Origin of the sequence: Staphylococcus simulans (assembly GCF_003043455.1) — a bacterium.
Lineage (GTDB): Bacteria > Bacillota > Bacilli > Staphylococcales > Staphylococcaceae > Staphylococcus > Staphylococcus simulans_A.
In genome coordinates this window covers 1-26,345 of the sequence record NZ_PZGG01000035.1, presented here as the reverse complement: position 1 = coordinate 26,345, position 26,345 = coordinate 1, and the positions used below count along the sequence as shown (strand labels likewise).

The window sequence follows — 26,345 nt, the reverse complement described above, 5'->3', positions numbered from 1 at the left end:
CTTTTTGGTTATTGTAGTTAAATTAAGTTAACTGATTGTAATTTTGGTTTTTTTGTTATAAATAATTGCCATGGAGAGATTTTCGATAGGGCAAATTTGTTAGAAGAGTTTAAAGGTGATGAATAACAAAAAAGATGCACCAACCAAGGCACATCTTTTTAATAGATCGAATTTATCTAACTGTTATTTTTGTATAGTACTTGTCGTCTGAGAATTTTGTGTTTGTTCTAAGACGTTGGTTGATGATTTCTTCTTGTTCGTATTCACTTAAAGTACTCATATAAGGTTTCGGTGGTTGTTCACCAAACTTCTCGAAATATGACTGATACGCGCGTTTTAAACGTGGATTCATTGAATTCAACTCCCTTTAAACATTAATACATCTCTTATAATGTATTTACCCTTAATCAATCGTTTATATCCTAAGGGTATTTTAAATACATGCGAACTTAATTATACGCCAGCTAATAACGATAGGCAAATGAGCTATTGAGGCGAGAGTTTCACTATAGGACGTCCTTTAATATAAATAATGTCTCCTTTATCGAGTGAAACAGACTTGGTGAAGTTCTTTTTTAAGATTTCATTATATTTAGGACCATCTTTTTTATTGCTTGTCACGATAAAGTTCCCACTGTTATCTGATTTGATTTTATACTTACCAGGTTTAACATCGGTACCGACGATATAAGTACCTGGTGTGAGACTTGTACGCATCTTATGTTTTTCTGGCGTAATGATATATGCAGTGTGATTTGCTTTTTCTTTTTCATTTAAAACGAGTGTGTGGTCTTCGACAAGATACGTTGTTAATGAAGAGGGTCCAGAAGTTATTGAAAGGAATTGACTCTCTGCTTCTTTATCAAAAGGATTTTTCATAGTAATAATTCCAGATGGTGATTTGCCGGTAGGAGTAATACGGTAATAACCCGGCTCAATATCTTGGCCTACTTTTAATGCTTCAGCTTTTGATTTGATAGTTTTACTTGAAGATGTTGTAGGTTTGAAATCTACTGGAAAATAATCATGTTCATATTCATAGCCTTTAGCTTTAACTTCATCACGAGAATAGTGATGTTCTGAATCTTGCTTTTGATTTGTATCTTGTTTTGGTTCGGGTGCAGGCTTTGGTTTATCTTTGTTGTCTAAGAAGGACAGTTTATCTTTGAAAGAGGATTTGGTATTGATGTTTTTGTAGAGTGATTGATCCGTAAAGATACCCGCAAAACAAATGAGTCCTAGTAGTAAAGAAGTGAGTGTAACGGTCAATTTGAATTTGTACCTGCTTTGTTTGCCTAAGGCGTTCAGTGTGAAGAATAAAAAGATAATAAAGATAAGGGTGAAAAGCAACCATAGTGTTAAAAAGGTAGTGGCATTGAAGGTCATATTTTTATCCTCCCGTTCCCAAATAGGTGATTGATGTTTGTTTATATTCTTTAGTATATCTAACAAAATATAGTTTCACAATTAAATGTTAGATGGGTTAATTGCTTAAATTTTGTAAGGTGTGTATAGTGCTATTGCAAGATATTATAAATTCAACTACCATGAGGAATAATGGGGGTGAAACAATGAAGTATGAAACGATACTGTTAGATTTTGATGATACGATTGTGGACTTTCATGATGCAGAAGACCAAGCATTCTTTCATTTAGCCAAAGAATATCAATTAGATCCGACACATCAAAATTTAGCGTTATTTAAAGAAGTGAACCAAGCGCATTGGGAAGCGTTTCAGGAGAATAAATTAACGAAAGATGAAGTGCTGACTGAGCGTTTTATTAATTATTTTAATCGTTTTGGGATGAAAGTGAATGGACATGAAGCGGATGTGATGTTCCGTGATGGTCTTGCGACGGCACCGGTAAAGTATTTTCCTGATACGTTAGAAGCAATCCGATATATGGCTGATCATGCGCAGCTTTATATCGTGACAAATGGTGTAGAAGATACGCAATTACGCAGATTAACACAAACACCGCTTGAATCAATGATTAATGATATTTTTATTTCAGAAGTGACAGGTTTCCAAAAACCTATGCCGGAATTCTTTGATTATGTATTTGACCGTATTGATGCGAATCGTGAACGTACATTGATTATCGGTGATTCGTTAACATCTGATATTCAAGGCGGTATTAACGCAGGGGTTGCGACATGCTGGTTTAACTATAGAGGAAAAGAAAACACCACGCAGATTCAACCAGACTATGAAATTAAAAATTTAAACGAAATCAAATCGATTTTATAATAGAAATACGGTCTTGCATCACCACATGCAAGACCGTATTTCTGTGTTGTTCATATTGAATTTGTATTATTTGTTTGAGATTAATCAGGTTTTAGTGGCCTGGTTCCCAAATCAATACGTCATAACCTTCAGGGTTTTTCGCTTCAACATCTTTGAAACCATGTCTGATAAAGAAATCTTTAGATTGGTTTCTTGCGATTGCTTTAATAGGTAAGTGTTTCTCTTTCGCAAAATTTACTAATTCTGTGCCCAGACCTCTTGATTGATAATTAGGTAATACTTCAAGTTTCCATAGTACTAAGTAATGATCGTAGTCAGGGAAGTATTGTTCTTCAACTTCGCCATTTTCATATAACGCCATTCTAGCTGCAATTTTCTCCCCGACAAAAATGCCGTAAAATGGTGATTCTGAACTTGCGTCAATCATTTCACCCGCAAATTCATCGATAAAGGCGAGGCTAGGATTACTTGTTTCTCTAAAGTTCTCAAACAATTCATCCGTCTTATAGTTAATATCTAAGTGTTTAATGTTGCCCATTTTATTTCTCCCCCTTTTGTTTTCTTGAGTATATTATATAATAAATAGCGCTTACACGCATTGAATACGATAAGCCGTTAAATTGTGTTATATAGAAATAGACATTATACTATGATTGAGAAAACACAGTAGTTAAGGAGAAAAGTGTATGGATTGTTTAACCGCAAATATCAATGAGAATGATCAGTTTCTGACAAAATTAAAACATAGCGATTCAGTGCTTAATTCATTTTACCAATATGATGCGATGTCTCCTGAAAGCTTTAAAGAAGCTTTAAATCAGCCAAGCAATGGCAGGGAGAAGGTACTAGCTTCTATTATTGGTGAATATATGTCAGATTTAGATTTATCTGATCAACAAAGAGAGAGTATTGATAAATTAAGTCGAGGAGCTAAAGTAGTCATCGGTGGACAACAAGCAGGGTTGTTCGGGGGACCGCTGTATACTTTTCATAAAATATTATCGATTGTTAATTTAAGTCTTCAAGTTGAAGATGAATATCAAAAGGAAGTTGTGCCGGTCTTTTGGATTGCCGGAGAGGACCACGACTTTGATGAAGTGAATCACACGTATGTGTTTAATCCACATAAAGCCATGTTGCAGAAGGTGAAGTATCATACCATGACACCACCTGAAAGCAACGTTTCACGCTATACGCCTGATAAAGAAGCTTTAATCAAAGCATTAGATCAATTTATGGGACAGCTTCAAGAAACAGAACATACGAAAGTCTTACATGAAACGATGTTGTCTATCATTCAAAATTATGAAACATGGACGGATATGTTTAAAGCTTTATTGCATACAGTCTTTAAAGATTATGGTGTATTGCTTATTGATGCTCAAGATCCTAAATTACGTCAGCTTGAGCAACCGATTTTAAAAGAAATGTTGAAGCAACACGAAGCGGTAGATAAAGCCTTTAGACAGCAACAAGAACGTACAGTCGAAGCAGGGTTCAGTCAGATGATTCAAACTGACACGAATGTGCACTTATTTTTACATGAAGAAGACATGCGTCAGTTATTAACTTTTGAAGACGGTAAGTTCTATACAAGTAAGTCTCAAACTGCTTATACAGAAGCAGAATTGCTTGAAATCTTAGAACAAGAACCAGAACGATTTTCAAATAACGTTGTGACACGACCGATTATGGAAGAATGGCTGTTCAATACGCTCAGCTTTATCGGTGGTCCAAGTGAGATTAAATACTGGGCAGAGTTAAAAGGCGCATTTGATGTCTTAGGTGTAGACATGCCGATTGTCTTGCCGCGAATGAAAATTACGTATTTAACACAACGTGTAGAAAAATTATTGAATCGATATGAAATCAACGCTGAAGATGTGATTACAGATGGTATTGATGACGAGAAGAATAAGTTTATCAGAGCGCATGCATCTGACAGTTTCTTAGAACAATTAGACGCGCTTCAAGAGAACCAGCAGGAAGTCTATAAGCAATTATTAGCTGAAGTAAAGGATAATGAAGATAATAAGAATTTAGTGATTAAAAACAATCAAATTCATCATACGCAGTATGATTATCTCAGAAAGCGTTACTTCCATAATATTGAGAGAGAAAATGCGATCAGCATGAAACATTTCAGGGAAATTAACGATGCCCTCCACCCGATGGGCGGTCTTCAAGAAAGAATATGGAATGCGTTACAAATTATGAATGATTTTGGGATGGATGTGTTCAGTCCCTCCACCTATCCACCACTTCGTTACACTTTAAATCAAATAATTATCAAACCTTAGGGAATCAAGGGTTTAGCCCGTGCTCGCAGTCTTGAGCGCGGGCTATTTTTATGCTAAAAATGAATTTTTTTTGATATGTTCACATAAATAGTGGAGGATAGTGGTGAGTTGTGGTAAATTATAAATAAGGTGAGGTGATATAAATGTTCATGGGTGAGTACGAACACCAATTAGACGCAAAAGGACGCATGATTGTACCATCTAAATTCAGATATGAATTGAATGAACGTTTTATTATTACCAGAGGCCTTGATAAATGTTTGTTCGGTTACACTATGGAAGAATGGCAGAATATTGAGGAGAAAATGAAGTCATTACCGATGACAAAACGAGACGCACGTAAGTTTATGCGTATGTTCTTCTCAGGTGCTGTTGAAATGGAACTTGATAAACAAGGGCGTATCAATATTCCTAAAAATTTAAGGGAGTACGCTAATTTAACTAAAGAATGTACAGTGATCGGTGTTTCTAGCCGTATCGAAATTTGGGACAGAGCTACATGGAATGCTTTCTATGAAGAATCTGAAGACAGTTTCGAAGATATCGCTGAAGATTTGATAGATTTTGATTTTTAAATGGAGGAATGAAAGTGTTTCATCACGTAAGTGTCATGTTAAAAGAAACCATTGACGAATTAAATATAAAAGAAGATGGTGTGTATGTAGACTGTACACTTGGTGGAGCAGGCCATGCCCTTTATTTATTAAATCAACTCAATGACAAAGGACATTTGATTGCGATAGACCAAGATATGACAGCAATTGAAAATGCAAAAGAGGTCTTAAAGGACCACTTAGACCGTGTCACATTTGTGCACAGTAATTTCAGAGAAATCAATCAAATCCTTGATGATTTGAACATTGACAAAGTAGACGGCATTTATTATGACTTAGGCGTTTCAAGCCCACAGTTAGACGTGCCGGAGCGAGGATTCAGTTATCACCAAGATGCTAGATTAGATATGCGTATGGACCAGACACAACCTTTATCAGCTTATGAAGTTGTGAATGACTGGCCTTATGAAAGTTTAGTCAGAATCTTCTATCGTTATGGTGAAGAGAAATTCTCTAAACAGATTGCCAGAAGAATTGAAAAAACAAGAGAACATGAACCCATTGAAACAACTTTACAGCTGGTTGACGTAATTAAAGAAGGTATTCCTGCTAAAGCAAGACGTAAAGGCGGGCATCCTGCGAAGCGTGTCTTCCAAGCTATCAGAATTGCTGTAAATGATGAATTGAAAGCTTTCGAGGACTCATTAGAGCAAGCAATTGAAAGAGTCAAAGTACACGGACGCATTTCAGTGATTACTTTCCATTCGTTGGAAGATCGTTTGTGCAAACAAATTTTCCAAGAATATGAAAAGGGCCCTGAAGTTCCCCGTGGTTTACCTATTATTCCTGAGGAATATACACCGAAATTAAAACGTGTTAACCGCAAACCGATTACAGCAACAGATGATGATTTAGCAGAAAATAACCGCGCTCGCAGTGCGAAATTGCGTGTAGCAGAGATTTTAAAATGATAGGAGAGTGACAAGCTGCTATGGCTGTAGAAAGAATATATGAACCATATACCGAACATTATGAACCCGCCAGACAAACCCCAGAAGTCAATCCATCGCCGACTAAGAAAGTTAAGCGTAAAGTTGTCGTACAACTCACTAAATTTGAGAAGGTATTATACATATCTTTAGTCGCAGTGATTGCAATGATCAGTATTTATATACTTTCATTAAAAATGGATGCTTATGATACTAAGGGTAAAATTGCTGATTTAGATTATAAAATCGAACAACAATCAAGTCAGAACAGCGCATTAAAATCAGAAATCAAAAAGAACTCTTCTTACGAACGCATTTACGATAAAGCTCAAAAACAAGGCATGAGCTTAAAGAACGATAATGTAAAGGTAGTGCGTAATAATGCCGAAGCGAAAAATTAAAATTAAAAAAAATAAAATAGGGGCAGTCCTCCTCGTCAGCTTGTTCGGACTGCTCTTTTTTCTATTGGTTTTAAGGTATGCCTTTGTCATGTTGACTGGGCATTCTTCAGGACAAGACTTAATTATGAAAGCCAATGAAAAATATTTAGTTCAAACTCAACAACAACCTGAACGAGGAAAGATTTATGACAGAAATGGCAAAGTCCTCGCAGAAGATGTTGAACGCTTTAAACTGACAGCTGTTGTCAGTAAGAAAGCTGATGAAGGTTCAGATAAACCACGTCACGTAGTCGATAAGAAAGAAACAGCTAAGAAACTAGCGTCTGTTATCGATATGGAACCTAAAGAAATCGAAAAAGCGTTAGATAACAAAAAAGCGTTCCAAGTTGAGTTCGGCCGTAAGGGTAGTAACTTAACATATCAACAAAAAGATAAAATTAAAAAAATGAAATTGCCTGGTATTGCACTATACCCTGAAACGGAACGTTTCTACCCTAATGGCAACTTTGCTTCTCATTTAATCGGAATGGCGCAAAAGAATCCAGATAATGGAGAATTAAAAGGTGCCATGGGTGTTGAAAAGATCTTCGACAGCTATTTATCCGGTAAACGTGGGATGTTATCTTATGTACATGATATTTGGGGCTATATCGCACCAAATTCTAAACAAGAGGTAGCACCGCAACGCGGGGATGATGTGCATCTAACGATTGATTCAAACATTCAAGTCTTTGTAGAGGAAGCCTTAAATAAATTAGATGATCGTTTCGCACCAAAAGATGCCTTTGCGGTCGTTATGGATGCACATACAGGTGAAATCTTAGCGTTCAGTCAACGTCCGACATTCAACCCCGAAACAGGGAAAGACTTCGGTAAGAAATGGGCGAATGACTTATACCAAAATACGTATGAACCTGGTTCAACGTTTAAAACTTATGGTTTAGCAGCCGCAATTCAAGAAGGCAAGTTCAAACCAGATAAAGAATATAAATCAGGTCATCGAGATATCATGGGTTCTGAAATCTCTGACTGGAACAACACAGGTTGGGGTAAAATTCCAATGAGTCTTGGTTTCACTTATTCATCTAACACCTTAATGATGCAGCTTCAAGATATGGTCGGCTCTGACAAGATGAAATCATGGTATGAAAAATTCGGTTTCGGTAAACCGACAGGCGGTATGTTCGATGGCGAAGCAGCAGGCGGTATAGCTTGGGATAATGAATTACAACAAAAAACAACAGCATTCGGACAATCTACAACAGTCACTCCTATCCAAATGCTGCAAGCACAAACTGCATTCTTTAATAAAGGAAATATGGTTAAACCTTGGTTCGTAAGTAGTATAGACAATCCGGTTAAAAACGATACACTATATAAAGGCGAAAAAGAATTTGCTGGTAAACCGATTACGGAAGATACAGCAAAGAAAGTGAAGAAAGAACTAGACTTGGTAGTAAACAGCAAGAAAAGTCATGCACAAAACTTCAGAGTCAAAGGTTATCGTATCGGCGGTAAAACAGGGACTGCCCAAGTAGCTGACCCTGAAAACGGCGGTTACGTTAAAGGGCCTTATCCATACTTCTCAAGCTTTATCGGCCATGCGCCAAGTAAAAACCCTGAAATTATTGTTTATGCTGGGATGAGCTTAGCTCAGAAAAATAAACAAGAAGCTTATGAAATGAATGTCAGCTCGGCATTTAATCCGATTATGGAAAATACATTGAAGTATTTAAATGTCGGTAAAGATAGTGAAAAAGCGACTAAAGATTCATTCGGTAAAGTGCCAAATGTTTCAGGCGAGTCTGTGGATCAAGCTGAAGAAGCTGTGAAAAACAAAGACTTGAAACCAGTAGTCATCGGTGAAGGCGATACGGTTGCACAACAATTGCCGCAAGCTGATGAAAAGACATTACTGCATAGTAAAGTCTTTATGAAAACAGACGGTGACATGACAATGCCTGACATGAAAGATTGGAGTAAAGATGATGTCTTAGCTTTCGAATCATTGACAGGTATTCGTGTTAAAATGAAAGGTAATGGCTTTGTTTCTGAACAATCCATCAGTCCGAATACACCGTTGAAAGATAAAAAAGAAGTAGAAGTGAAATTGTCCGCACCACAAGCAGATTAGCATACAGAGGTGATGGATACTTTTGGTATCCATCCCTCACCTTACATATAAAATTAAATTAAGATGTACAAGGAGAACAATATGGTTTATGTTTTAGCAATTGTCGCATTTTTAGTTACAGCAGTATTAGTACCCATACTGATTCCAACATTGAAAAGGATGAAGTTTGGTCAAAGTATCCGTGAAGAAGGCCCGAAAAGCCACATGAAGAAAACAGGTACACCGACAATGGGTGGATTAACGTTCTTAATCAGTATTATCGTCGCAACGTTAATTGCGATTATCTTTGCAGATAATCCAAATCCGTTTATTCTATTGTTATTTGTGACAGTCGGTTTTGGATTAATCGGCTTTATTGATGATTACATCATTGTCGTTAAGAAGAATAACCAAGGATTAACAAGTAAACAAAAATTCTTAGCACAAATTGCGATTGCGGTTATCTTCTTTATCTTAAGTGATACATTTAACATGATTCATTTTGCGACAGGCATTCACATTCCGTTTACAACAGTACAAATTCCACTTTCTGTCGTTTATGTGGTCTTCATCGTCTTTTGGCAAGTCGGCTTCTCTAACGCGGTCAACTTAACAGATGGCTTAGATGGCTTAGCGACAGGATTATCCATCATTGCATTTTCAATGTATGCGATTATGAGCTTTATGATTGGCGATCACGCAGTAGGTACATTCTGTATTATTATGGTCTTCGCACTGCTTGGTTTCTTATTCTATAACGTCAACCCAGCTAAAGTATTCATGGGAGACACAGGCAGCTTAGCTTTAGGTGGTATTATCGCAACAGTTTCAATTATGTTAAACGCGGAAATTTCATTATTGTTCGTCGGATTTGTATTTGTCGCTGAAACATTATCAGTGATTTTACAAGTTGCTTCATTCAAGTTGACAGGTAAACGTATTTTCAAGATGAGCCCATTGCATCATCATTTTGAATTATGCGGCTGGAATGAATGGAAAGTTGTAACGGTATTTTGGATTACAGGACTCATCACTGGCTTGATAGGTTTATGGATTGGAGTGCATTAATCAATGCTTAAATATAAAGGATTAGAAGGAAAACATGTATTAGTAGTTGGATTAGCGAAAAGCGGATATGAAGCGGCTAAATTACTACACCATCTTGGTGCAGAAGTCACTGTTAATGATGGCGGGGACCTTTCTAAAGATCCGCATGCGAAAGATTTGAAAGAAATGGGTTTAACTGTCATCGGGGGACATCATCCATTATCTTTATTGGATGACAATCCAATCATTGTTAAAAATCCAGGGATTCCATATACAGTGCCGTTGATTGAAGAAGCAGAAAAGCGTGGATTGAAAATCTTAACTGAAGTCGAATTGAGTTATTTAATTTCAGAAGCGCCGATTATTGCGGTGACTGGTACAAATGGTAAAACCACAACGACTTCGTTAATTGGAGATATGTTCGACAACAGCAGACAAAAAGGTCTGCTTTCAGGCAATATCGGTTTTGTAGCTTCTAAAGTTGCACAAGAAGCCAAAGCTGATGATTACTTGATTACAGAGTTGTCATCATTCCAATTACTTGGTATTGATACGTATCGTCCGCATATCGCGATTATCACAAATATCTATTCAGCGCATTTAGACTATCACGGAACTTTAGAAAACTATCGCGATGCGAAACGTCGTATTTATAAAAACCAAACTGAAGATGACTACTTGATCTGTAATTACAGTCAACGTCATTTGATTGAGACGGAAGACTTAAAAGCCAAAACATATTACTTCTCTACAAACCAAGAAGTCAACGGCATCTATATGAAAGATGGTTATATTGTCTTAAACGGTTTACGCATTATTCATAAAGATGATATTGTGCTTCCTGGTGAACATAACTTAGAAAATATTTTAGCCGCTGTGTTAGCAGCAGTCTTAGCAGGTGTTTCAATTGATGCGGTGATTCATACATTGACGACATTCTCAGGTATCAAACACCGTTTGCAATATATTGGTTCGAACAAAACGAACAAATATTACAATGACTCTAAAGCAACGAATACTTTAGCAACACAATTTGCGTTGAATTCATTCGAACAACCGATTATTTGGTTGTGTGGCGGGTTAGACCGCGGCAATGGATTTGATGAATTGATTCCATACATGAAGAATGTACGTGCAATGCTGACCTTTGGTGAAACGCAAGATAAGTTGACAAAGCTTGGTGAAAGCCAAGGCAAGTATGTGGTACGTGCAACAGATGTGAAAGACGCAGTGGAGAAAGTTCAAGACATTATTGAACCGAATGATGTGGTCTTATTATCACCAGCATGTGCCAGTTGGGATCAATACAATACTTTTGAAGAACGAGGAGATGTTTTCATCGACAGTTTTCGTTCACATCTCCCTTCGAAGTAGGAGGGTGATGATGGATGGCAGACAAAGTACGCAAAATTGATTCAGAGTACTTAAAAGAAAAACGCCGAAAACGTAGAGCGAAACAACGGCGCGTTCAACTTATAATCTTTGGAACACTCATAGCATTAATTATTCTGATAGTATTGTATATGTTCACGCCAATTAGTAATATTGACCATGTAGAGGTTAAAGGCAACCATTATCTTTCTGATAAAGAAGCAAAACAAGCTTTGGATTTAAAGAAAGATACTAAAATCTACATGTTCGGCAAAGGGAAAGCCATCAACAAAATGAAAGAAAATCCTTTCGTTAAAGACGTACAGATCAAGAGAAAATTGCCGAATAATTTAGAGGTGAATGTTTCTGAGTATCAATTGGTCGGATTGTTAGAAGAAAAGGGCAAATATCATCCAGTGCTTTCAAATGATCACATTTTAAAAGATTATAAAGGACAAGTACCGAATGATGCGCCAGTGATTTCAGGCTTTAGTGAATCACGACGCGATAAAATGATTCAAGCTTTATCGGAAATACCGACAGAGATCAGACAATCGATTTCTGAAGTGGAATACGCAGATGATAAAGATAACCGCAATAAAATCAGATTGTATATGAAAGATGGTATTCAAGTCATTGGTAATATACGCACGATTGCGGACAAATTAAAATATTATCCTGAAATGGTCAGCGCACTAGAACGTGATGACTCTGGTGAATTGAAAAAATCAGGTTATATTGATTTATATGTCGGTGCTTCATTTATTCCATACAAATCTTCTTCATCAACATCATCAGACAGCAGTGTGAAATTGAAAGAAGGTACAGCGATGGAAGATAAAGCAAAAGATGAATTGCAGGATACTTTGAACAAAATTAATGACCAAATGAAAGACGATAAGACAACAAAAGATAAAACTCAGAAAGAAAGTAGTACAAATAATTAAAAAAGTCTTGAATATCATGTGTTTATAGTTCACAACCATAGAAACGTATTGTAAACTAACTATAGTGTATTTTTTAAAGAAATTGTCAGGAGGTGCCTATCTATGGAGGAACATTACTATGTAAGTGTAGATATTGGTTCATCTAGTGTAAAAACAATAGTAGGCGAAAAATTTCATAATGGAATTAATGTGATAGGTACAGGACAAACCTATACAAGCGGAATTAAGAATGGCTTAATCGATGATTTCGATTTAGCAAAACAAGCTGTTAAAGATACAATTAAGAAAGCTTCAATCGCATCAGGCGTTGATATTAAAGAAGTATTCTTGAAATTGCCGATTGTCGCTACTGAAGTTTATGATGAAACCAATGAAATTGAATTTTATGAAGATACTGAAATAAACGGAAGACACATTGAAACAGTGTTAGAAGGCATCAGAGATAAAAACGACGTTGAAGAAACTGAAGTGGTAGATACATTCCCAATTCGTTTCATCGTAGATGGCGACAACGAAGTTTCTGATCCGAAAGAATTGATTGCGAGACATTCATTAAAAGTTGAATCAGGTGTCATCGCGATTCAAAAATCAATTCTTGTCAACTTGATTAAATGTGTAGAAGCTTGCGGTGTGGATGTATTAGATGTTTATTCTGATGCATACAACTATGGCTCAATCTTGACGCCGACTGAGAAAGAGTTAGGCGCATGTGTGATTGACATTGGCCAAGATTTAACGCAAGTAGCATTCTACGAACGTGGCGAGTTAGTTGACGCTGATTCATTCGAAATGGGCGGACGCGATATCACAGATGATGTGGCGCAAGGCCTAAACACTTCATTTGCGACAGCAGAAAAAGTAAAACATCAATATGGTCATGCATTCTATAACTCAGCATCAGATCAAGATGTTTTCTCTGTTGAACAAGTTGACAGTGAGGAAGACGCACAATTTACGCAAAAAGATTTAGCAGATATTATCGAAGCGCGTGTCGAAGAAATTTTCTTCAATGTCTTTGATTTACTGCAAGAATTAGGATTGACGAAAGTCAATGGCGGATTTGTCGTAACAGGTGGTTCAGCAAACTTGTTAGGTGTTCGTGAATTATTGCAAGATATGGTCAATGAGAAGGTAAGAATACATACACCTTCACAAATGGGAATCAGAAAACCTGAATTCTCATCTGCAATTTCAACGATTTCTAGCAGTATCACTTTTGATGAATTATTAGATTATGTTACAATTAGTAATCATTATAATGAAGAATTTGAAGAGGAAGTAATCGAGTCAGAACCTAAGCCGCATACTGAAAAAGCAAGCGGTTTCGACTGGTTCAAGAAAAAACAAACAAAACCGACTCATGAAACACCTGCTTCAGGTGAATCAATTGAAACAGACGAAGTTTCTGAAACACCAGAAACACACAATACTAAGCAAGAAACTGATTATAACTCAGACCAATCTCATGAGAAACAAGAAGAAAGTAAATTTAAAAAATTATTGAAATCTCTATTTGATTGATTGCCCATTAAAACTAGGAGGAAATTTAAATGTTAGAATTTGAACAAGGATTTAATCATTTAGCGACGTTAAAAGTCATTGGTGTCGGCGGCGGAGGTAACAACGCCGTAAACCGAATGATTGACCACGGGATGAACAATGTTGAATTTATTTCAATCAATACTGACGGTCAAGCATTAAACTTATCTAAAGCTGAGTCCAGAATCCAAATCGGTGAAAAATTAACACGTGGTTTAGGTGCTGGCGCGAACCCGGAAATCGGTAAAAAAGCTGCAGAAGAATCTCGCGAACAAATCGAAGACGCTATCCAAGGCGCTGATATGGTATTCGTAACTGCTGGTATGGGTGGCGGTACTGGTACAGGTGCTGCACCAGTTGTTGCTAAGATCGCGAAAGAAATGGGTGCTTTAACAGTAGGTGTTGTTACACGCCCATTCAGTTTCGAAGGACGTAAACGTCAAACTCAAGCTGCTGCAGGGGTAGAATCAATGAAAGCAGCTGTTGATACATTAATCGTAATTCCAAACGACCGCTTATTAGACATCGTTGATAAATCAACACCAATGATGGAAGCGTTCAAAGAAGCAGATAACGTATTACGCCAAGGTGTACAAGGTATCTCAGACTTAATCGCAGTATCTGGTGAAGTAAACCTTGACTTTGCAGACGTTAAGACAATCATGTCTAACCAAGGTTCTGCATTAATGGGTATCGGTGTTTCTTCTGGTGAAAACCGCGCAGTTGAAGCAGCTAAAAAAGCTATTTCATCTCCATTACTTGAAACATCAATCGTTGGTGCACAAGGTGTCCTAATGAACATTACAGGCGGAGAATCATTATCTTTATTCGAAGCACAAGAAGCAGCTGACATCGTACAAGATGCAGCAGATGAAGATGTAAACATGATCTTCGGTACTGTTATCAACCCTGAATTACAAGATGAAATCGTAGTTACTGTAATTGCGACTGGTTTCGAAGACAAACCAGCAACTCATGCACGTAAACAATCTAATACAGGTTTCGGATCTAGCGCTACAAGCACAAGCACTTCAAGCGACGAAGGTATCGGTCATGCGCCAAGATCTCATAGTTCTGAATCATCAAGCGAATCAAGAACACACACTACTAAAGAAGATGATATTCCAAGCTTCATCAGAAACAGAGAAGAAAGACGTTCAAGAAGAACTAGACGTTAATCTCTTTCTATAAAGTTTGCATTGAGCAATCAACCATAGTATCACGCAAGATTAGATGCAACAGGTCATCGAGTGGTCTAGTGAGAACAATAATCTAAAGTGTCATCAGATCGATTGATCTGGTGACACTTTTTATATATTTGAATATAAGCGCAAATAGCTTTACTATTGAATTAACAACCTAGTTTAAAAGGCATCAATCTATAAATAGGAGAGATTATCATGCCAGAGAAATTTATTAAGCAACCACATTATTTAGAACATACTGATGCGAAATCAGAAGGGATTACATTAGGATTCACTACTAGAGAGGGCGGACAAAGTCCTTATCCAGAAAATGCGTTTAATATGGCATTATATATCGATGATGCTGCTGAAAATGTACATGCACACCAACATATCATAGCTGATGCAATCGGTTATGATAGAAAACAATGGATTTTCCCGATCCAAACACATGGTACAAATGTGGTGGAAGTCACAACTGATGATGCGAATACGAATATTGATTCATTAACAGATGCACTGCATGGTGTAGACGGTATGTACACATATGATTCAGATGTATTATTAACGATGTGCTATGCCGATTGTGTCCCTGTTTATTTCTATAGTCCTAAACACCATTTTATTGCATTAGCACATGCAGGTTGGAAAGGAACAGTCGGTCGTATATCAGAAGAAATCTTAGAACATATTATTTTTGATTTGAAAGACTTGCAAGTCGTAATTGGTCCGGCAACGTCAAATAGTTATGAAATCAATGATGACATTAAAGCGCAATTTGAAGCGTTACCTGTTGATGCATCAACGTTTATTGAAACACGTGGCGAAGATTGTCACGGCATCGATTTAAAAGAAGCGAATCGTCAATTACTCATCCAAGCAGGTATACCGAGTGAAAATATTGACGTAACAGATTATGCGACTTCAGAGAATTTAGACTTATTCTTTTCATATAGGGTAGAAAAAAGTAAGACTGGCCGTATGTTGGCATTTATCGGACAGTAAGAAGTAAGGAGTAATTGGAATGAATGTGAAACAAAATCTAGAACAAATCAACGAACATATTACGAATAGTCTTGAGAAAGTCCATCGTGATACCAGACCGAACGTGATTGCTGTAACAAAATATGTTACAATAGAGCGAGCTAAAGAAGCATATGATGCTGGCATCAGACATTTTGGGGAAAATCGTTTAGAAGGTTTCCAAGCTAAGCGTGAAGCATTGCCAGATGACGTGGTAATGCACTTTATCGGTACATTGCAATCACGTAAAGTCAAAGAAGTCATCGATGACATTGATTACTTACATGCATTAGACCGTAAAAGTTTAGCGAAAGAAATCAATAAACGCGCATCACATGTCGTTAAATGTTTTGTTCAAGTGAATGTTTCTGAAGAAGAAAGTAAACACGGTCTTGCTTTAGAAGAAGTAGATGCATTTATCGAATTACTTGAACAATATGAAAACATTCAAGTCGTGGGTCTGATGACAATGGCACCTTATACAGAAGATGAAGCAGAAATCAGACAGATTTTTGAAACATTAAGAAATAAACGTGATGAAATTCAAGCAAAACAATTAGATTATGCGCCATGCACTGAATTATCTATGGGCATGAGTAATGATTATGAAATTGCTGCAGAAGAAGGCGCAACCTTCGTACGAATCGGTACTAAACTAGTAGGAAAAGAGGAGTGAGCCAATTGGCTTTAAAAGACCTATTTAACAATTTTTTTGTCATAGAAGAAGAAGAGGAAGTTGCTGATCATCAGCAACTTACAAAAAATACTGCACAAGCTGAACCAGAACCTCAAACACAAGCTACTACAACAGCGCAGCAAACGCAATCAACAACGAATAATAACAATTACTATAATGAAAGACAGCGTGCAATTAAGACTGTCCCTAAACGTCAAACACAAAGCAATCGATTGCAGAAGTCTTCCAATGAAAGGAAGTATCAAATGGCTAATCATACAAACAATGACCCTTCAAGAAATGTAGTCAATATGAACGCTGGGAACTTGCACGAAAGTTCAAAGATGTGTTTATTCGAGCCACGTGTCTTCTCAGATACGCAAGATATTGCGGATGAGTTGAAAAATAGACGTGCGACATTGGTCAATTTACAACGTATTGACAATGTTTCTGCGAAACGTATTATTGATTTCTTAAGTGGAACAGTATACGCAATCGGCGGAGACATCCAACGTGTCGGCAATGATATTTTCTTATGTACACCAGACAACGTAGAAGTTGCTGGCAGTATTACAGAAGATATTGATACGTCTGAATTTGATTATGAATGAGGTAACCAGCTATGAGTTTAGTTAATGTTTTAGCGCTCTTATTTAATGCGATAGAGATATTGTTGACAGTGTATTACTGGGGTATGATTTTATACTTCTTTATGTCATGGATACCCAATGCACAAGGTTCTGCATTCGGACGTTTCCTACGTAAGATTTACGAACCGTTTTTAGCACCGTTTCGTAAGATTATCCCGCCAATCGGTATGATTGATATCTCAAGTTTAGCCGCTATCTTTGTGTTGATTTTCTTCCAAAGAGGCTTACATGCGATATTCGTATTGATTCTGCAACAATTAGTTTAATAAATCATGAAAGGTATGCCGAATTTCATTGGAATCAGGCTGCCTTTTTCTTTTGTCAGGGGTGAATTCACATAGATATATATCAACACTTTAGAAGAGAAGAACAACCTATCATCACGATGTTGATGGATAAAGTACAACAAGCAGAGCGCAATTATGCGCCGGTATTAACACACTTTCTAGATCCAAGAGCACAATATATTTTAGAAGTGATTGTGAATAGTTTTGAAGATTTACAAGTATCGTTTAATGGCGGCAGTCCCTCTAGTGAACGTAAGCGTGCAGTGATTGCGCCAGATTATTTTGAACCAACAGAAGAGGATTTTGAGTTAGTGCTGTTTGACTTAGAATATCCAGAAAAGTTTGCGTCCATTGATCATCGTAACGTGCTTGGAACACTGATGTCTTTAAGTATTGAGCGTGATCAGCTGGGAGATATTATTGTAGGCGATAAAATTCAGTTTATTTTGACAAAGAATATTAAATCGTATATAATGTTGGAATTAAAGCGAATCAAGGGTGTACCGGTCAAACTGCATGAAGTACCACTAGAAGATATGATACAATCAAAAGAGGATTGGACGCATCATCAAGCAACGGTCAGCGCGATGCGCTTAGATGTTGTGTTGAAGGAAATGATTCGTAAATCGCGTTCAATTGCGAAACAATATATTGAAAAGAAACGTATCAAAGTGAATCATACAATTATTGAACGTCCAGATTTCCAACTAGAACCTGGAGATTTGCTGTCGATACAAGGACATGGCCGTGCGAGAGTGACTGAAATCGGTCATAAAACAAAGAAAGACAAACTGCGCATAGTATATGAAACTTTATTCAAATAGTGTATGATTAAGGAGGACAATATAAGATGTCTTTTACACCGAATGAAATTAAAAACAAAGAATTTTCTAGAATTAAGAATGGCCTTGAACCCACTGAAGTCGCTGATTATTTAAGCCAACTCAGTCAAGAAATTGAACATTTAAAAGAACAGAAAAAACAATTGGAAACAGTTGTAGAAGAAAAAGAAAACAACTTAAAAGCGTACAAAGAAGTACAACAATCAGTAAGTGACGCTTTAGTTCAAGCACAAGCAGCTAGTCAAGAAACAAAAATGGCTGCGACAAAAGAAGCAGAAGCGATTATTGCGACAGCAAAAGCTGAAGCAGATCGCATTGTGAATGATGGTGTGGAAAAAGCACGACGTTTATCATTCCAAACAGAAGATATGAAACGTCAATCTAAAATTTTCCGTTCTCGTTTCCGTATGTTAGTGGAAGCTCAGTTAGATTTATTGAAAAATGATGATTGGGATTATTTATTAAACTATGACTTAGATGCACAACAAGTCACAGAAGAAAACTTCCAACATTTACATCAAAATGATGTGACTGAACAAGAGAAACAACAAGCGCAAGCACAACAAGCTGAAGCGCAAGACGGCACACCTGCACAAAACGAAGCAGATAAAGAACAAAAATAATATTTGTATTTTATAAAACAGACGCGTAAGAATTAAGTTAACATATCACATGACAGCGAGTTAGGGATGGTGCGAGCCTAATATATGTTTAATTCTTATATCACTGTTTTATCCAATCATATAGGTAAGAATGAAGAGAACTCTAAGTTGAGTTAATCAGGGTGGTACCGCGGTTAATCGTCCCTGTTAATTGAACTTAGAGTTCTTTTTTATATTTTAAGGAGTGAAAATTAATGAACTACAAAGAAACGCTATTGATGCCGAAAACAGACTTCCCAATGCGAGGGGGATTACCAAAGAAAGAACCAGAAATCCAAAAACAATGGGACGAACAAGATTTATATCATAAAATCTTAGAAAAAAATAAGGGAAATGAAACTTACATTTTACATGATGGTCCACCGTATGCGAACGGTAACTTGCACATGGGACATGCCTTAAATAAAATTTTAAAAGACTTTATCGTACGTTATAAATCAATGCAAGGTTACTATTCACCATATGTTCCTGGTTGGGATACGCATGGTTTACCAATTGAACAAGCGTTAACGAAAAAAGGTGTTAAGCGTAAAGAAATGCCTGTATCTGAATTCCGTGAGTTATGTAAGGAATTCGCTTTAGAGCAAATCGATATTCAAAAGAAAGACTTCAAACGTTTAGGTGTGAATGGTGACTTTAACGATCCATACATCACATTAAAACCTGAATATGAAGCAGCACAAATCCGTTTATTCGGAGAAATGGCTGACCGTGGTTTAATCTATAAAGGTAAAAAACCAGTTTACTGGTCACCTTCAAGTGAATCATCATTAGCTGAAGCGGAAATCGAATATCATGATAAACGTTCACCATCTATCTATGTGGCATTTGACGTTAAAGACGGCAAAGGTGTTGTAGACGAAGATGCGAAATTCATTATCTGGACAACTACACCTTGGACATTACCTTCAAACGTTGCGATCACAGTTCACCCAGAATTAAAATATGGTCAATATAAAGTGAACGGTGAAAAATATGTTGTAGGTACTGACTTAGTAGAAGAAGTTGCTGAAGCATTAGATTGGGATAAAGACGCAATCGAACTTGAAAAAACATTTACTGGTAAAGAATTAGAATATGTTGAAACACAACATCCGTTCGTTGACCGTGTATCATTAGTAATCAACGGTCTACACGTTACAACTGATGCTGGTACTGGTGCCGTTCATACAGCACCTGGACACGGGGAAGATGACTATATTGTCGGTCAAAAATATGGTTTACCTGTTATCAGCCCATTAGATGATAAAGGGGTCTTCACTGAAGAAGGCGGTCAATTCGAAGGTATGTTCTATGACAAAGCCAATAAAGCTGTCACAGATTTACTTAAAGAAAATGGTTCTTTATTAAAATTACAATTCATCACACATAGTTACCCACATGACTGGCGTACGAAAAAACCGGTTATCTTCCGTGCGACACCACAATGGTTCGCTTCAATCAGTAAAGTACGTCAAGATATCTTAGACGCAATTGAAGAAACACACTTCAAAGTCGACTGGGGTAAAACACGTATCTACAACATGATTCGTGACCGTGGCGAATGGGTTATCTCACGTCAACGTGTATGGGGTGTACCACTTCCAGTCTTCTACGCTGAAAATGGCGACATCATCATGGATAAAGAAGTTATCTATCATGTGGCGAACTTATTTGAAAAATATGGTTCAAATGTATGGTTCGAACGTGATGCGAAAGACTTATTACCTGAAGGCTTTACTCACCCAGGCAGTCCAAATGGTGAATTCACAAAAGAAGAAGACATCATGGACGTTTGGTTCGACTCAGGTTCATCACACCGTGGTGTATTAGAAACAAGACCAGAATTATCATTCCCAGCTGACCTTTACTTAGAAGGTAGTGACCAATATCGTGGTTGGTTTAACTCTTCTATCACAACTGCAGTTGCGACACGTGGTCAATCACCTTATAAATTCTTACTTTCACATGGTTTCGTTATGGACGGAGAAGGTAAGAAAATGAGTAAATCATTAGGTAACGTTATCGTACCTGATCAAATCGTAAAACAAAAAGGTGCAGATATCGCACGTCTATGGGTGAGCAGTGTAGACTACTTATCTGACGTACGTATCTCTGATGAAATCTTAAAACAAACTGCGGATGTTTATCGTAAAATCCGTAACACATTACGTTTCATGTTAGGTAACGTTAATGACTTTAATCCAAGCACAGATGCGTTGGATGAAGCAGACTTATTAGAAGTAGATCGTTATTTATTAAATCGTTTACGTGAATTCACAGCGAATATCATCAAACATTATGATAATTTCGACTACTTAAATATCTATCAAGAAGTTCAAAACTTCATCAACGTTGAGTTAAGTAACTTCTACTTAGATTACGGTAAAGATATCTTATATATCGAAAAACAAGATTCACCAAAACGTCGCAGTATGCAGACAGTACTTTACCAAATCTTAGTCGGCATGACTAAATTACTAGCACCAATCTTAGCGCATACAGCTGAAGAAGTTTGGTCATATATTCCTCATGTAGAAGAAGAAAGTGTACATTTAGCAAATATGCCTAAAGTGGTTGAACCAGACACAGCATTACTTGAAAAATGGAACACATTCATGAAATTACGTGACGATGTCAACCGTGCTTTAGAAAGTGCACGTAATGACAAAGTTATCGGTAAATCATTAGAAGCGAAAGTCATCATCGGAAGCAACGAACACTTCGATGCGACAAGCTTCTTAAAAGACTTTGACAACTTACAACAATTATTCATCGTGTCACAAGTGGAAGTAGAAGATAAAGTTGAAGATGGTACTGAATACTATCATGGCAATATCAAAGTTGTTCACGCTGACGGTGAAAAATGTGAAAGATGCTGGAACTACAGCACTGAACTTGGCTCAGCAAACGGCTTAGATCACTTATGCCCACGTTGCCAAGAAGTTGTAAAATCTTTATAAATCAAACACAGTTAAAACTAAGCTTAAAGTAAAAATGAAGCACTCTGACTAATCCTCAGAGTGCTTTTTTCAGTGTATAGACTGTGAGCCAATCCTAAGTATTTCAGTCGAAAACTCGGTATAATGAGTATTACGCTTATGGAACGTCAATGAAAATAGACAGAAAGGAGCGACGGCATTGCGTCAGTTAGGAGAAAAACATTACGTCAATGGAGTGACGTTGAATGTAAGAGATAAAGAAAACTTAAAACATTTTTATGAAGAGATATTAGGATTTAATGTGATTAATGAAACGTATACTTCTATTCAATACGAAGTAGGAGATTCAAAACATCGCATTACGTTACATCAAATAGATGATGGCAGAGAGCCATTGGTATCAGAAGCAGGATTATTTCATATCGGCATTCGCTTAGGTTCGCATGCGCATCTAGCGGATTTAATGGCACACTTAACAGAACATGAAATCCCGTTAAACGGTGCGGAACATAATGTCAGTACGTCATTATATTTTACAGACCCTGAAGGTAACGGCTTTGAATTTTATGCAGATCAACCGGAAGAAACGTGGGACTTTGATAAAGAAAATCGTGTGATTATGGATACAAGACATTTATATGCCTCAAAACTGATGAACTTACGTTCACGTGATGGATGGCAAGGGATTCCAGATGACAGTATGATCGGTAATTTACATTTGAAGACGGTGCGTATTTCTGAAGTGAAAGATTATTATTTAGCGCATTTTGGTTTAGAAGAATCTTCTTTTGTGAATAAATCATCACTCTTTATGTCATCAAACGGTTATCATCATACTTTAGCTGTCAATCATTGGATGTCTAGTATGCAGCGGATGGAAAATGATGATACGCATGGTTTAACATTAGTTGATTTTCATTATCCAGAAACAACACATATTTGGCTTAAAGGACCGGACGGTATCGCATTTCGATTTAATTATCTAGGAGTTTGATAATCATTGAAAAAACTAATTTCAGCAGGTGTTATGCTGGTCGTACTTGGTGGAGCAACGTATGTGGCAGTTGACCATCAAGATGACATTGAACATTATATCGAACAGATGAAACCAGATCCTATGGCATTTAATCCATATGATGATGGAGAATGTACGGATTATGTTTTTGAGAAAGTAAAAGATGACGGTAATATGATTGGTAAAAGTTGGGGAGATGCGAAGTACTGGGCAGAGAAAGCGAAAGAAGCGGGTTACACAGTGAATCAACAACCTAAAGCCTCATCACTCTTACAATCACCAAGAGGTGAAGAAGGTCACGTCGCATATATTGAACATGTGAATGACGATGGCTCATTATATGTGACTGAAATGAATTATGTTGCGCCTCACAAAGTAACTTCACGTACGATTCAACCACAACAAGTTCAAAACTATCATTATATTCATCCAAAAGAGAATCCAAAGGCACAAGATACTAAAGAAGCTTAATTGATAATTTTAGTATCTGTTCTACTGGCAATTTGTTATAATATACAATGTTGTTATGAAGAAGTGAAAGGTCAGTATGCATGATTGTGATGACACAATAGATGAGCTGGCTGCTTCAAGGAGGAAGACATGAGAAAATCATATTTCATCGGTGCCACGTTATTTGTAACGTTAGCAGTACTGATTTTAGATCAATTTACTAAAGCATATATTGTAAAAACAATGTCAGTAGGCGACTCATATTCAGTCATTCCAGGATTTTTAAACATTACTTCTCATCGTAATACAGGAGCTGCTTGGGGTATACTCAGCGGTAAGATGGGCTTTTTCTTTTTAGTTACGATTATTGTATTAGGACTGCTCACTTATTTCTATATTAAAGAGGCAAGAGGTCATTTCTGGATGCAGATGGCAATCAGTTTATTATTTGCCGGTGCGTTAGGTAATTTCATCGATCGTATGAAAAATGGTGAAGTGGTCGATTTTATTGATACGTATATTTTTGGTTATGATTTCCCGATTTTTAATGTTGCGGATTCTAGTTTGACTGTCGGTGTCATTTTAATTTTGATTTTGTTGTTGTTTGATTCGAAGAAAAATAAAGTGAAGTAAAGGAGTGTTGAAATGACTCAATTTGATTATCAGATTACAGAAGATGAACACGTTGGACAACGTATAGATAAATTCTTGCCTGAACAAAACTCTGATTGGTCACGTAGCCAAATCCAAGATTGGATTAAAGAAGGCTTGGTTGAAGTGAATCAAAAAGTGGTGAAGGCGAATTATAAAATGAAGAAGAATGATCAAGTTCAAGTGACGGAGAAGGAGACGGTTGAAGCGGATATTCAACCTGAAAACTTGGACTTAGACATTTATTATGAAGATGAAGATGTAGCAATTGTCTATAAACCTAAAGGTATGGTTGTGCATCCATCACCAGGACATTACAGCGGAACGCTTGTAAATGGTTTAATGTATCAAATTAAAGATTTAAGCGGTATAAATGGTGAAATCAGACCCGGTATTGTCCACCGTATCGATAAAGATACATCAGGTTTATTAATGGTTGCGAAAAACGATATTGCGCATAGAGGTTTAGTTGAACAACTCATGGACAAAACTGTAACGCGTAAATATACTGCATTAGTTCATGGTAATATACCACATGACTACGGTACAATCGATGCGCCAATCGGTCGTAATAAAGTAGACCGTCAAGCTATGGATGTTGTAGATGATGGTAAAGATGCGATTACACACTTTAATGTGTTAGAACACTTTAACAACTACACATTAGTAGAATGCGAACTTGAAACAGGACGTACCCACCAAATTCGTGTACACATGAAATACATTGGTTATCCATTAGTAGGCGATCCGAAATACGGACCGAAAAAAACAATGGATATTGGTGGTCAAGCACTTCATGCAGGTGTCATCGGCTTCACACATCCAGTAACTGGTGAATATATCGAAAGAAAAGCACCTCTTCCAGATTACTTTGAGGAAATCCTTGAAGATATCCGCACAAGAGATGCGTAAATAAAAGCAAACTTAATATTCAATAGAAAATCCCTTGAAATGACTTCGTCGTTTCAAGGGATTTTTTGCTTAAAGTAAAATTAAATGAGTAAGCAATATATTTTCTGGCTAAAACGATTAAATTCATTTAAATTAGATATAAAGAAAGTGAGGACTGAAATGTAGATTGGAAATTTCAATAGGAATTAATAGTATAACTACAAAGACACTAGTACATAGAGAAAAAGGGAAGAATACATTAAATTTTCCTGAGTCTTATGTTGTGATTGATATTGAAACAACGGGTTTTGATACACAGGTTGATGCAATTATAGAAGTTGCTGCTATCAAATATAAAGATGGTATAGAACAAGAAAGATTTCAAGAATTAATCAATCCACAATATCCAATAGATAGTTTCATTACAGAATTAACTGGTATCACAAATAAGATGTTAGAAGAAGCGCGATTTGAAGAAGAAGTGATGATTGATTTTTATAATTTCATCAACGACTCTATTGTAATAGCACATAATGCACATTTTGATATTAACTTCATATATGATAGCTTATTACGAGTTCACAATATCAAGTTTGATAATGATTTTGTGGATACATTGAGAATATCAAGAAGATTATTAACAGAGTTAAAGCATCATAAATTAAAAGATATAGCTACATATTTTAATTTTGAATATAGTAGTGCACATAGAGCGGCATTTGATGCAGAATTAACATTTAAAATTTTTGAGAGTCTTAGAGAAGTCGCTATAAAAGAATATGGAACAATACAAAGCTTTATAGAGTTTTGTAAAAAGTCATCAAGTTTAAATGCAAAAGATATAGTAGGAGATACTAGTAAAATTCAAGTTAATAATTTACTTTATGATAAAGTATGTGTTTTAACTGGAAAATTAGAATATATGACAAGAAAAGAAGCGATGCAAACAATAGCAGATATCGGTGGAATTAATGCTAATGGTGTTACTAAGAAAACTAACTATCTGATATTAGGTAATTTTGACTACACTACAAATGTTAAAGGTAATAAGAGCACAAAGTTAAGAAAAGCAGAAAAGTATATTTTAGAAGGACAAGATTTACAAATCTTATCAGAGAATGCATTTTATGATTTAATAAATATAAAAATGTAAGTGGAAGGAAGTAGTCTAAACTTGATTTTCCTTTGCTAAGTAATATTATATAACTTTCGGAGAAGACCTAATTGTTATAGTTAAACATTAAAACCCCGCATTATTTTAACTTATATGTGATCTGTTATACATTAATAAAACCAAAATACGCTAAGCTGTTTACGTCTATTAAAAAAATACAGTTATCCACCAGATTTGGAAAAGGATGCAGTAAAACAAGTAGTTGAACAAGCAGAATTAATGGTAAGTAGTTTATAGTTAAAACGATAATAAAGTATCAGTGAATACTTCTTAATTGAATGTAGCTGATGCTTTTTTATTTGAAAAATATTTTTTTGTAAATAAAAATATAAAGATGTTAATCGTTTTGTTGCAAAAAAGGTTTTGTTGGCTCTTTTATATTTTATGAATCATAATAGGTTAATAT

At 36.4% G+C, this 26,345-nt stretch carries 26 protein-coding genes and 1 pseudogene; 24 read left to right on the top strand and 3 right to left on the bottom strand.

What is annotated here, in order from left to right; all coding sequences use genetic code 11:
• Positions 1–172: 172 nt before the first annotated feature.
• Both BU038_RS07665 and BU038_RS07660 read right to left on the bottom strand, forming a co-directional pair.
• Positions 173–352, bottom strand: a complete 180-nt coding sequence (locus BU038_RS07665) for a hypothetical protein (protein ID WP_107605522.1) — start codon at positions 350–352, stop codon at positions 173–175.
• A gap of 134 nt (positions 353–486) precedes the next feature.
• On the bottom strand, positions 487–1,386 hold the full coding sequence (locus BU038_RS07660) for a hypothetical protein (RefSeq protein ID WP_107605521.1): 900 nt from the start codon (positions 1,384–1,386) through the stop codon (positions 487–489).
• Positions 1,387–1,571: 185 nt separating this feature from the next.
• Between BU038_RS07660 and BU038_RS07655 the strand changes: the two genes are divergently transcribed.
• On the top strand, positions 1,572–2,252 hold the full coding sequence (locus tag BU038_RS07655) for a YjjG family noncanonical pyrimidine nucleotidase (protein ID WP_107605520.1): 681 nt from the start codon (positions 1,572–1,574) through the stop codon (positions 2,250–2,252).
• Positions 2,253–2,343: 91 nt separating this feature from the next.
• Here the strand turns inward: BU038_RS07655 and BU038_RS07650 are convergent, their stop codons facing one another.
• Entirely contained in the window at positions 2,344–2,790 is a 447-nt protein-coding gene (locus BU038_RS07650; RefSeq protein ID WP_107605519.1) for an N-acetyltransferase, read from the bottom strand.
• Between the two features lie 148 nt (positions 2,791–2,938).
• Here BU038_RS07650 and bshC point away from each other — a divergent pair, with 148 nt between their 5' ends.
• The 23 genes and pseudogenes from bshC to BU038_RS07535 form a co-directional block, all read left to right on the top strand.
• Positions 2,939–4,552: a bacillithiol biosynthesis cysteine-adding enzyme BshC gene (bshC, locus tag BU038_RS07645; RefSeq protein ID WP_107605518.1), complete on the top strand. Its 1,614-nt coding sequence runs from the start codon at positions 2,939–2,941 to the stop codon at positions 4,550–4,552.
• Between the two features lie 143 nt (positions 4,553–4,695).
• Entirely contained in the window at positions 4,696–5,127 is a 432-nt protein-coding gene (gene mraZ / locus BU038_RS07640; RefSeq protein WP_107605517.1) for a division/cell wall cluster transcriptional repressor MraZ, read from the top strand.
• A 14-nt stretch (positions 5,128–5,141) separates the two neighbouring features.
• On the top strand, positions 5,142–6,077 hold the full coding sequence (rsmH, locus tag BU038_RS07635; protein ID WP_023015776.1) for a 16S rRNA (cytosine(1402)-N(4))-methyltransferase RsmH: 936 nt from the start codon (positions 5,142–5,144) through the stop codon (positions 6,075–6,077).
• Positions 6,078–6,097: 20 nt separating this feature from the next.
• The gene (gene ftsL, locus BU038_RS07630) at positions 6,098–6,496 is read left to right on the top strand and encodes a cell division protein FtsL (RefSeq protein WP_107605516.1); all 399 of its coding nucleotides are present in this window, start codon (positions 6,098–6,100) and stop codon (positions 6,494–6,496) included.
• The gene (locus BU038_RS07625; protein WP_107605515.1) at positions 6,477–8,630 is read left to right on the top strand and encodes a penicillin-binding protein; all 2,154 of its coding nucleotides are present in this window, start codon (positions 6,477–6,479) and stop codon (positions 8,628–8,630) included. The genes ftsL and BU038_RS07625 overlap by 20 nt, the downstream gene beginning before the upstream one ends.
• Before the next feature lie 81 nt (positions 8,631–8,711).
• Positions 8,712–9,677, top strand: a complete 966-nt coding sequence (mraY, locus tag BU038_RS07620; protein ID WP_107605514.1) for a phospho-N-acetylmuramoyl-pentapeptide-transferase — start codon at positions 8,712–8,714, stop codon at positions 9,675–9,677.
• Positions 9,678–9,680: 3 nt separating this feature from the next.
• Entirely contained in the window at positions 9,681–11,030 is a 1,350-nt protein-coding gene (gene murD, locus BU038_RS07615) for a UDP-N-acetylmuramoyl-L-alanine--D-glutamate ligase (protein ID WP_107605513.1), read from the top strand.
• Between the two features lie 14 nt (positions 11,031–11,044).
• A complete protein-coding gene (locus tag BU038_RS07610) occupies positions 11,045–11,974 on the top strand; it encodes a cell division protein FtsQ/DivIB (protein ID WP_107605512.1) in 930 nt (309 codons plus the stop codon).
• Positions 11,975–12,076: 102 nt separating this feature from the next.
• Entirely contained in the window at positions 12,077–13,495 is a 1,419-nt protein-coding gene (ftsA, locus tag BU038_RS07605) for a cell division protein FtsA (protein ID WP_107605511.1), read from the top strand.
• 29 nt (positions 13,496–13,524) lie between these two features.
• A complete protein-coding gene (ftsZ, locus tag BU038_RS07600) occupies positions 13,525–14,691 on the top strand; it encodes a cell division protein FtsZ (RefSeq protein ID WP_107605510.1) in 1,167 nt (388 codons plus the stop codon).
• 222 nt (positions 14,692–14,913) lie between these two features.
• Positions 14,914–15,702, top strand: coding sequence for a peptidoglycan editing factor PgeF (gene pgeF / locus BU038_RS07595; RefSeq protein WP_107605509.1), 789 nt, complete (start codon positions 14,914–14,916; stop codon positions 15,700–15,702).
• A 19-nt stretch (positions 15,703–15,721) separates the two neighbouring features.
• Positions 15,722–16,396 carry a YggS family pyridoxal phosphate-dependent enzyme gene (locus BU038_RS07590; protein ID WP_107605508.1) on the top strand — a complete coding sequence of 225 codons (675 nt, stop codon included), beginning with the start codon at positions 15,722–15,724 and terminating at the stop codon, positions 16,394–16,396.
• Between the two features lie 5 nt (positions 16,397–16,401).
• Positions 16,402–17,007, top strand: a complete 606-nt coding sequence (locus BU038_RS07585; protein ID WP_107605507.1) for a cell division protein SepF — start codon at positions 16,402–16,404, stop codon at positions 17,005–17,007.
• 11 nt (positions 17,008–17,018) lie between these two features.
• On the top strand, positions 17,019–17,312 hold the full coding sequence (locus tag BU038_RS07580; protein WP_002480600.1) for a YggT family protein: 294 nt from the start codon (positions 17,019–17,021) through the stop codon (positions 17,310–17,312).
• Positions 17,313–17,383: 71 nt separating this feature from the next.
• Positions 17,384–18,157, top strand: a complete 774-nt coding sequence (locus BU038_RS07575; RefSeq protein WP_341776693.1) for an RNA-binding protein — start codon at positions 17,384–17,386, stop codon at positions 18,155–18,157.
• Positions 18,158–18,183: 26 nt separating this feature from the next.
• A complete protein-coding gene (locus BU038_RS07570; RefSeq protein ID WP_107605505.1) occupies positions 18,184–18,798 on the top strand; it encodes a DivIVA domain-containing protein in 615 nt (204 codons plus the stop codon).
• Positions 18,799–19,031: 233 nt separating this feature from the next.
• On the top strand, positions 19,032–21,779 hold the full coding sequence (gene ileS, locus BU038_RS07565; RefSeq protein ID WP_107605504.1) for an isoleucine--tRNA ligase: 2,748 nt from the start codon (positions 19,032–19,034) through the stop codon (positions 21,777–21,779).
• 178 nt (positions 21,780–21,957) lie between these two features.
• A complete protein-coding gene (locus tag BU038_RS07560; protein WP_107605503.1) occupies positions 21,958–22,752 on the top strand; it encodes a VOC family protein in 795 nt (264 codons plus the stop codon).
• A 6-nt stretch (positions 22,753–22,758) separates the two neighbouring features.
• A complete protein-coding gene (locus BU038_RS07555; RefSeq protein ID WP_107605502.1) occupies positions 22,759–23,244 on the top strand; it encodes a CHAP domain-containing protein in 486 nt (161 codons plus the stop codon).
• Positions 23,245–23,373: 129 nt separating this feature from the next.
• The gene (lspA, locus tag BU038_RS07550; RefSeq protein WP_107605501.1) at positions 23,374–23,856 is read left to right on the top strand and encodes a signal peptidase II; all 483 of its coding nucleotides are present in this window, start codon (positions 23,374–23,376) and stop codon (positions 23,854–23,856) included.
• A 12-nt stretch (positions 23,857–23,868) separates the two neighbouring features.
• Positions 23,869–24,786: an RluA family pseudouridine synthase gene (locus BU038_RS07545; protein WP_107605500.1), complete on the top strand. Its 918-nt coding sequence runs from the start codon at positions 23,869–23,871 to the stop codon at positions 24,784–24,786.
• Between the two features lie 166 nt (positions 24,787–24,952).
• Positions 24,953–25,918 carry an exonuclease domain-containing protein gene (locus BU038_RS07540; protein WP_107605499.1) on the top strand — a complete coding sequence of 322 codons (966 nt, stop codon included), beginning with the start codon at positions 24,953–24,955 and terminating at the stop codon, positions 25,916–25,918.
• 162 nt (positions 25,919–26,080) lie between these two features.
• Positions 26,081–26,176, top strand: a pseudogene (locus tag BU038_RS07535) (type I restriction enzyme endonuclease domain-containing protein); the annotation flags it as partial.
• Positions 26,177–26,345 lie beyond the last annotated feature (169 nt).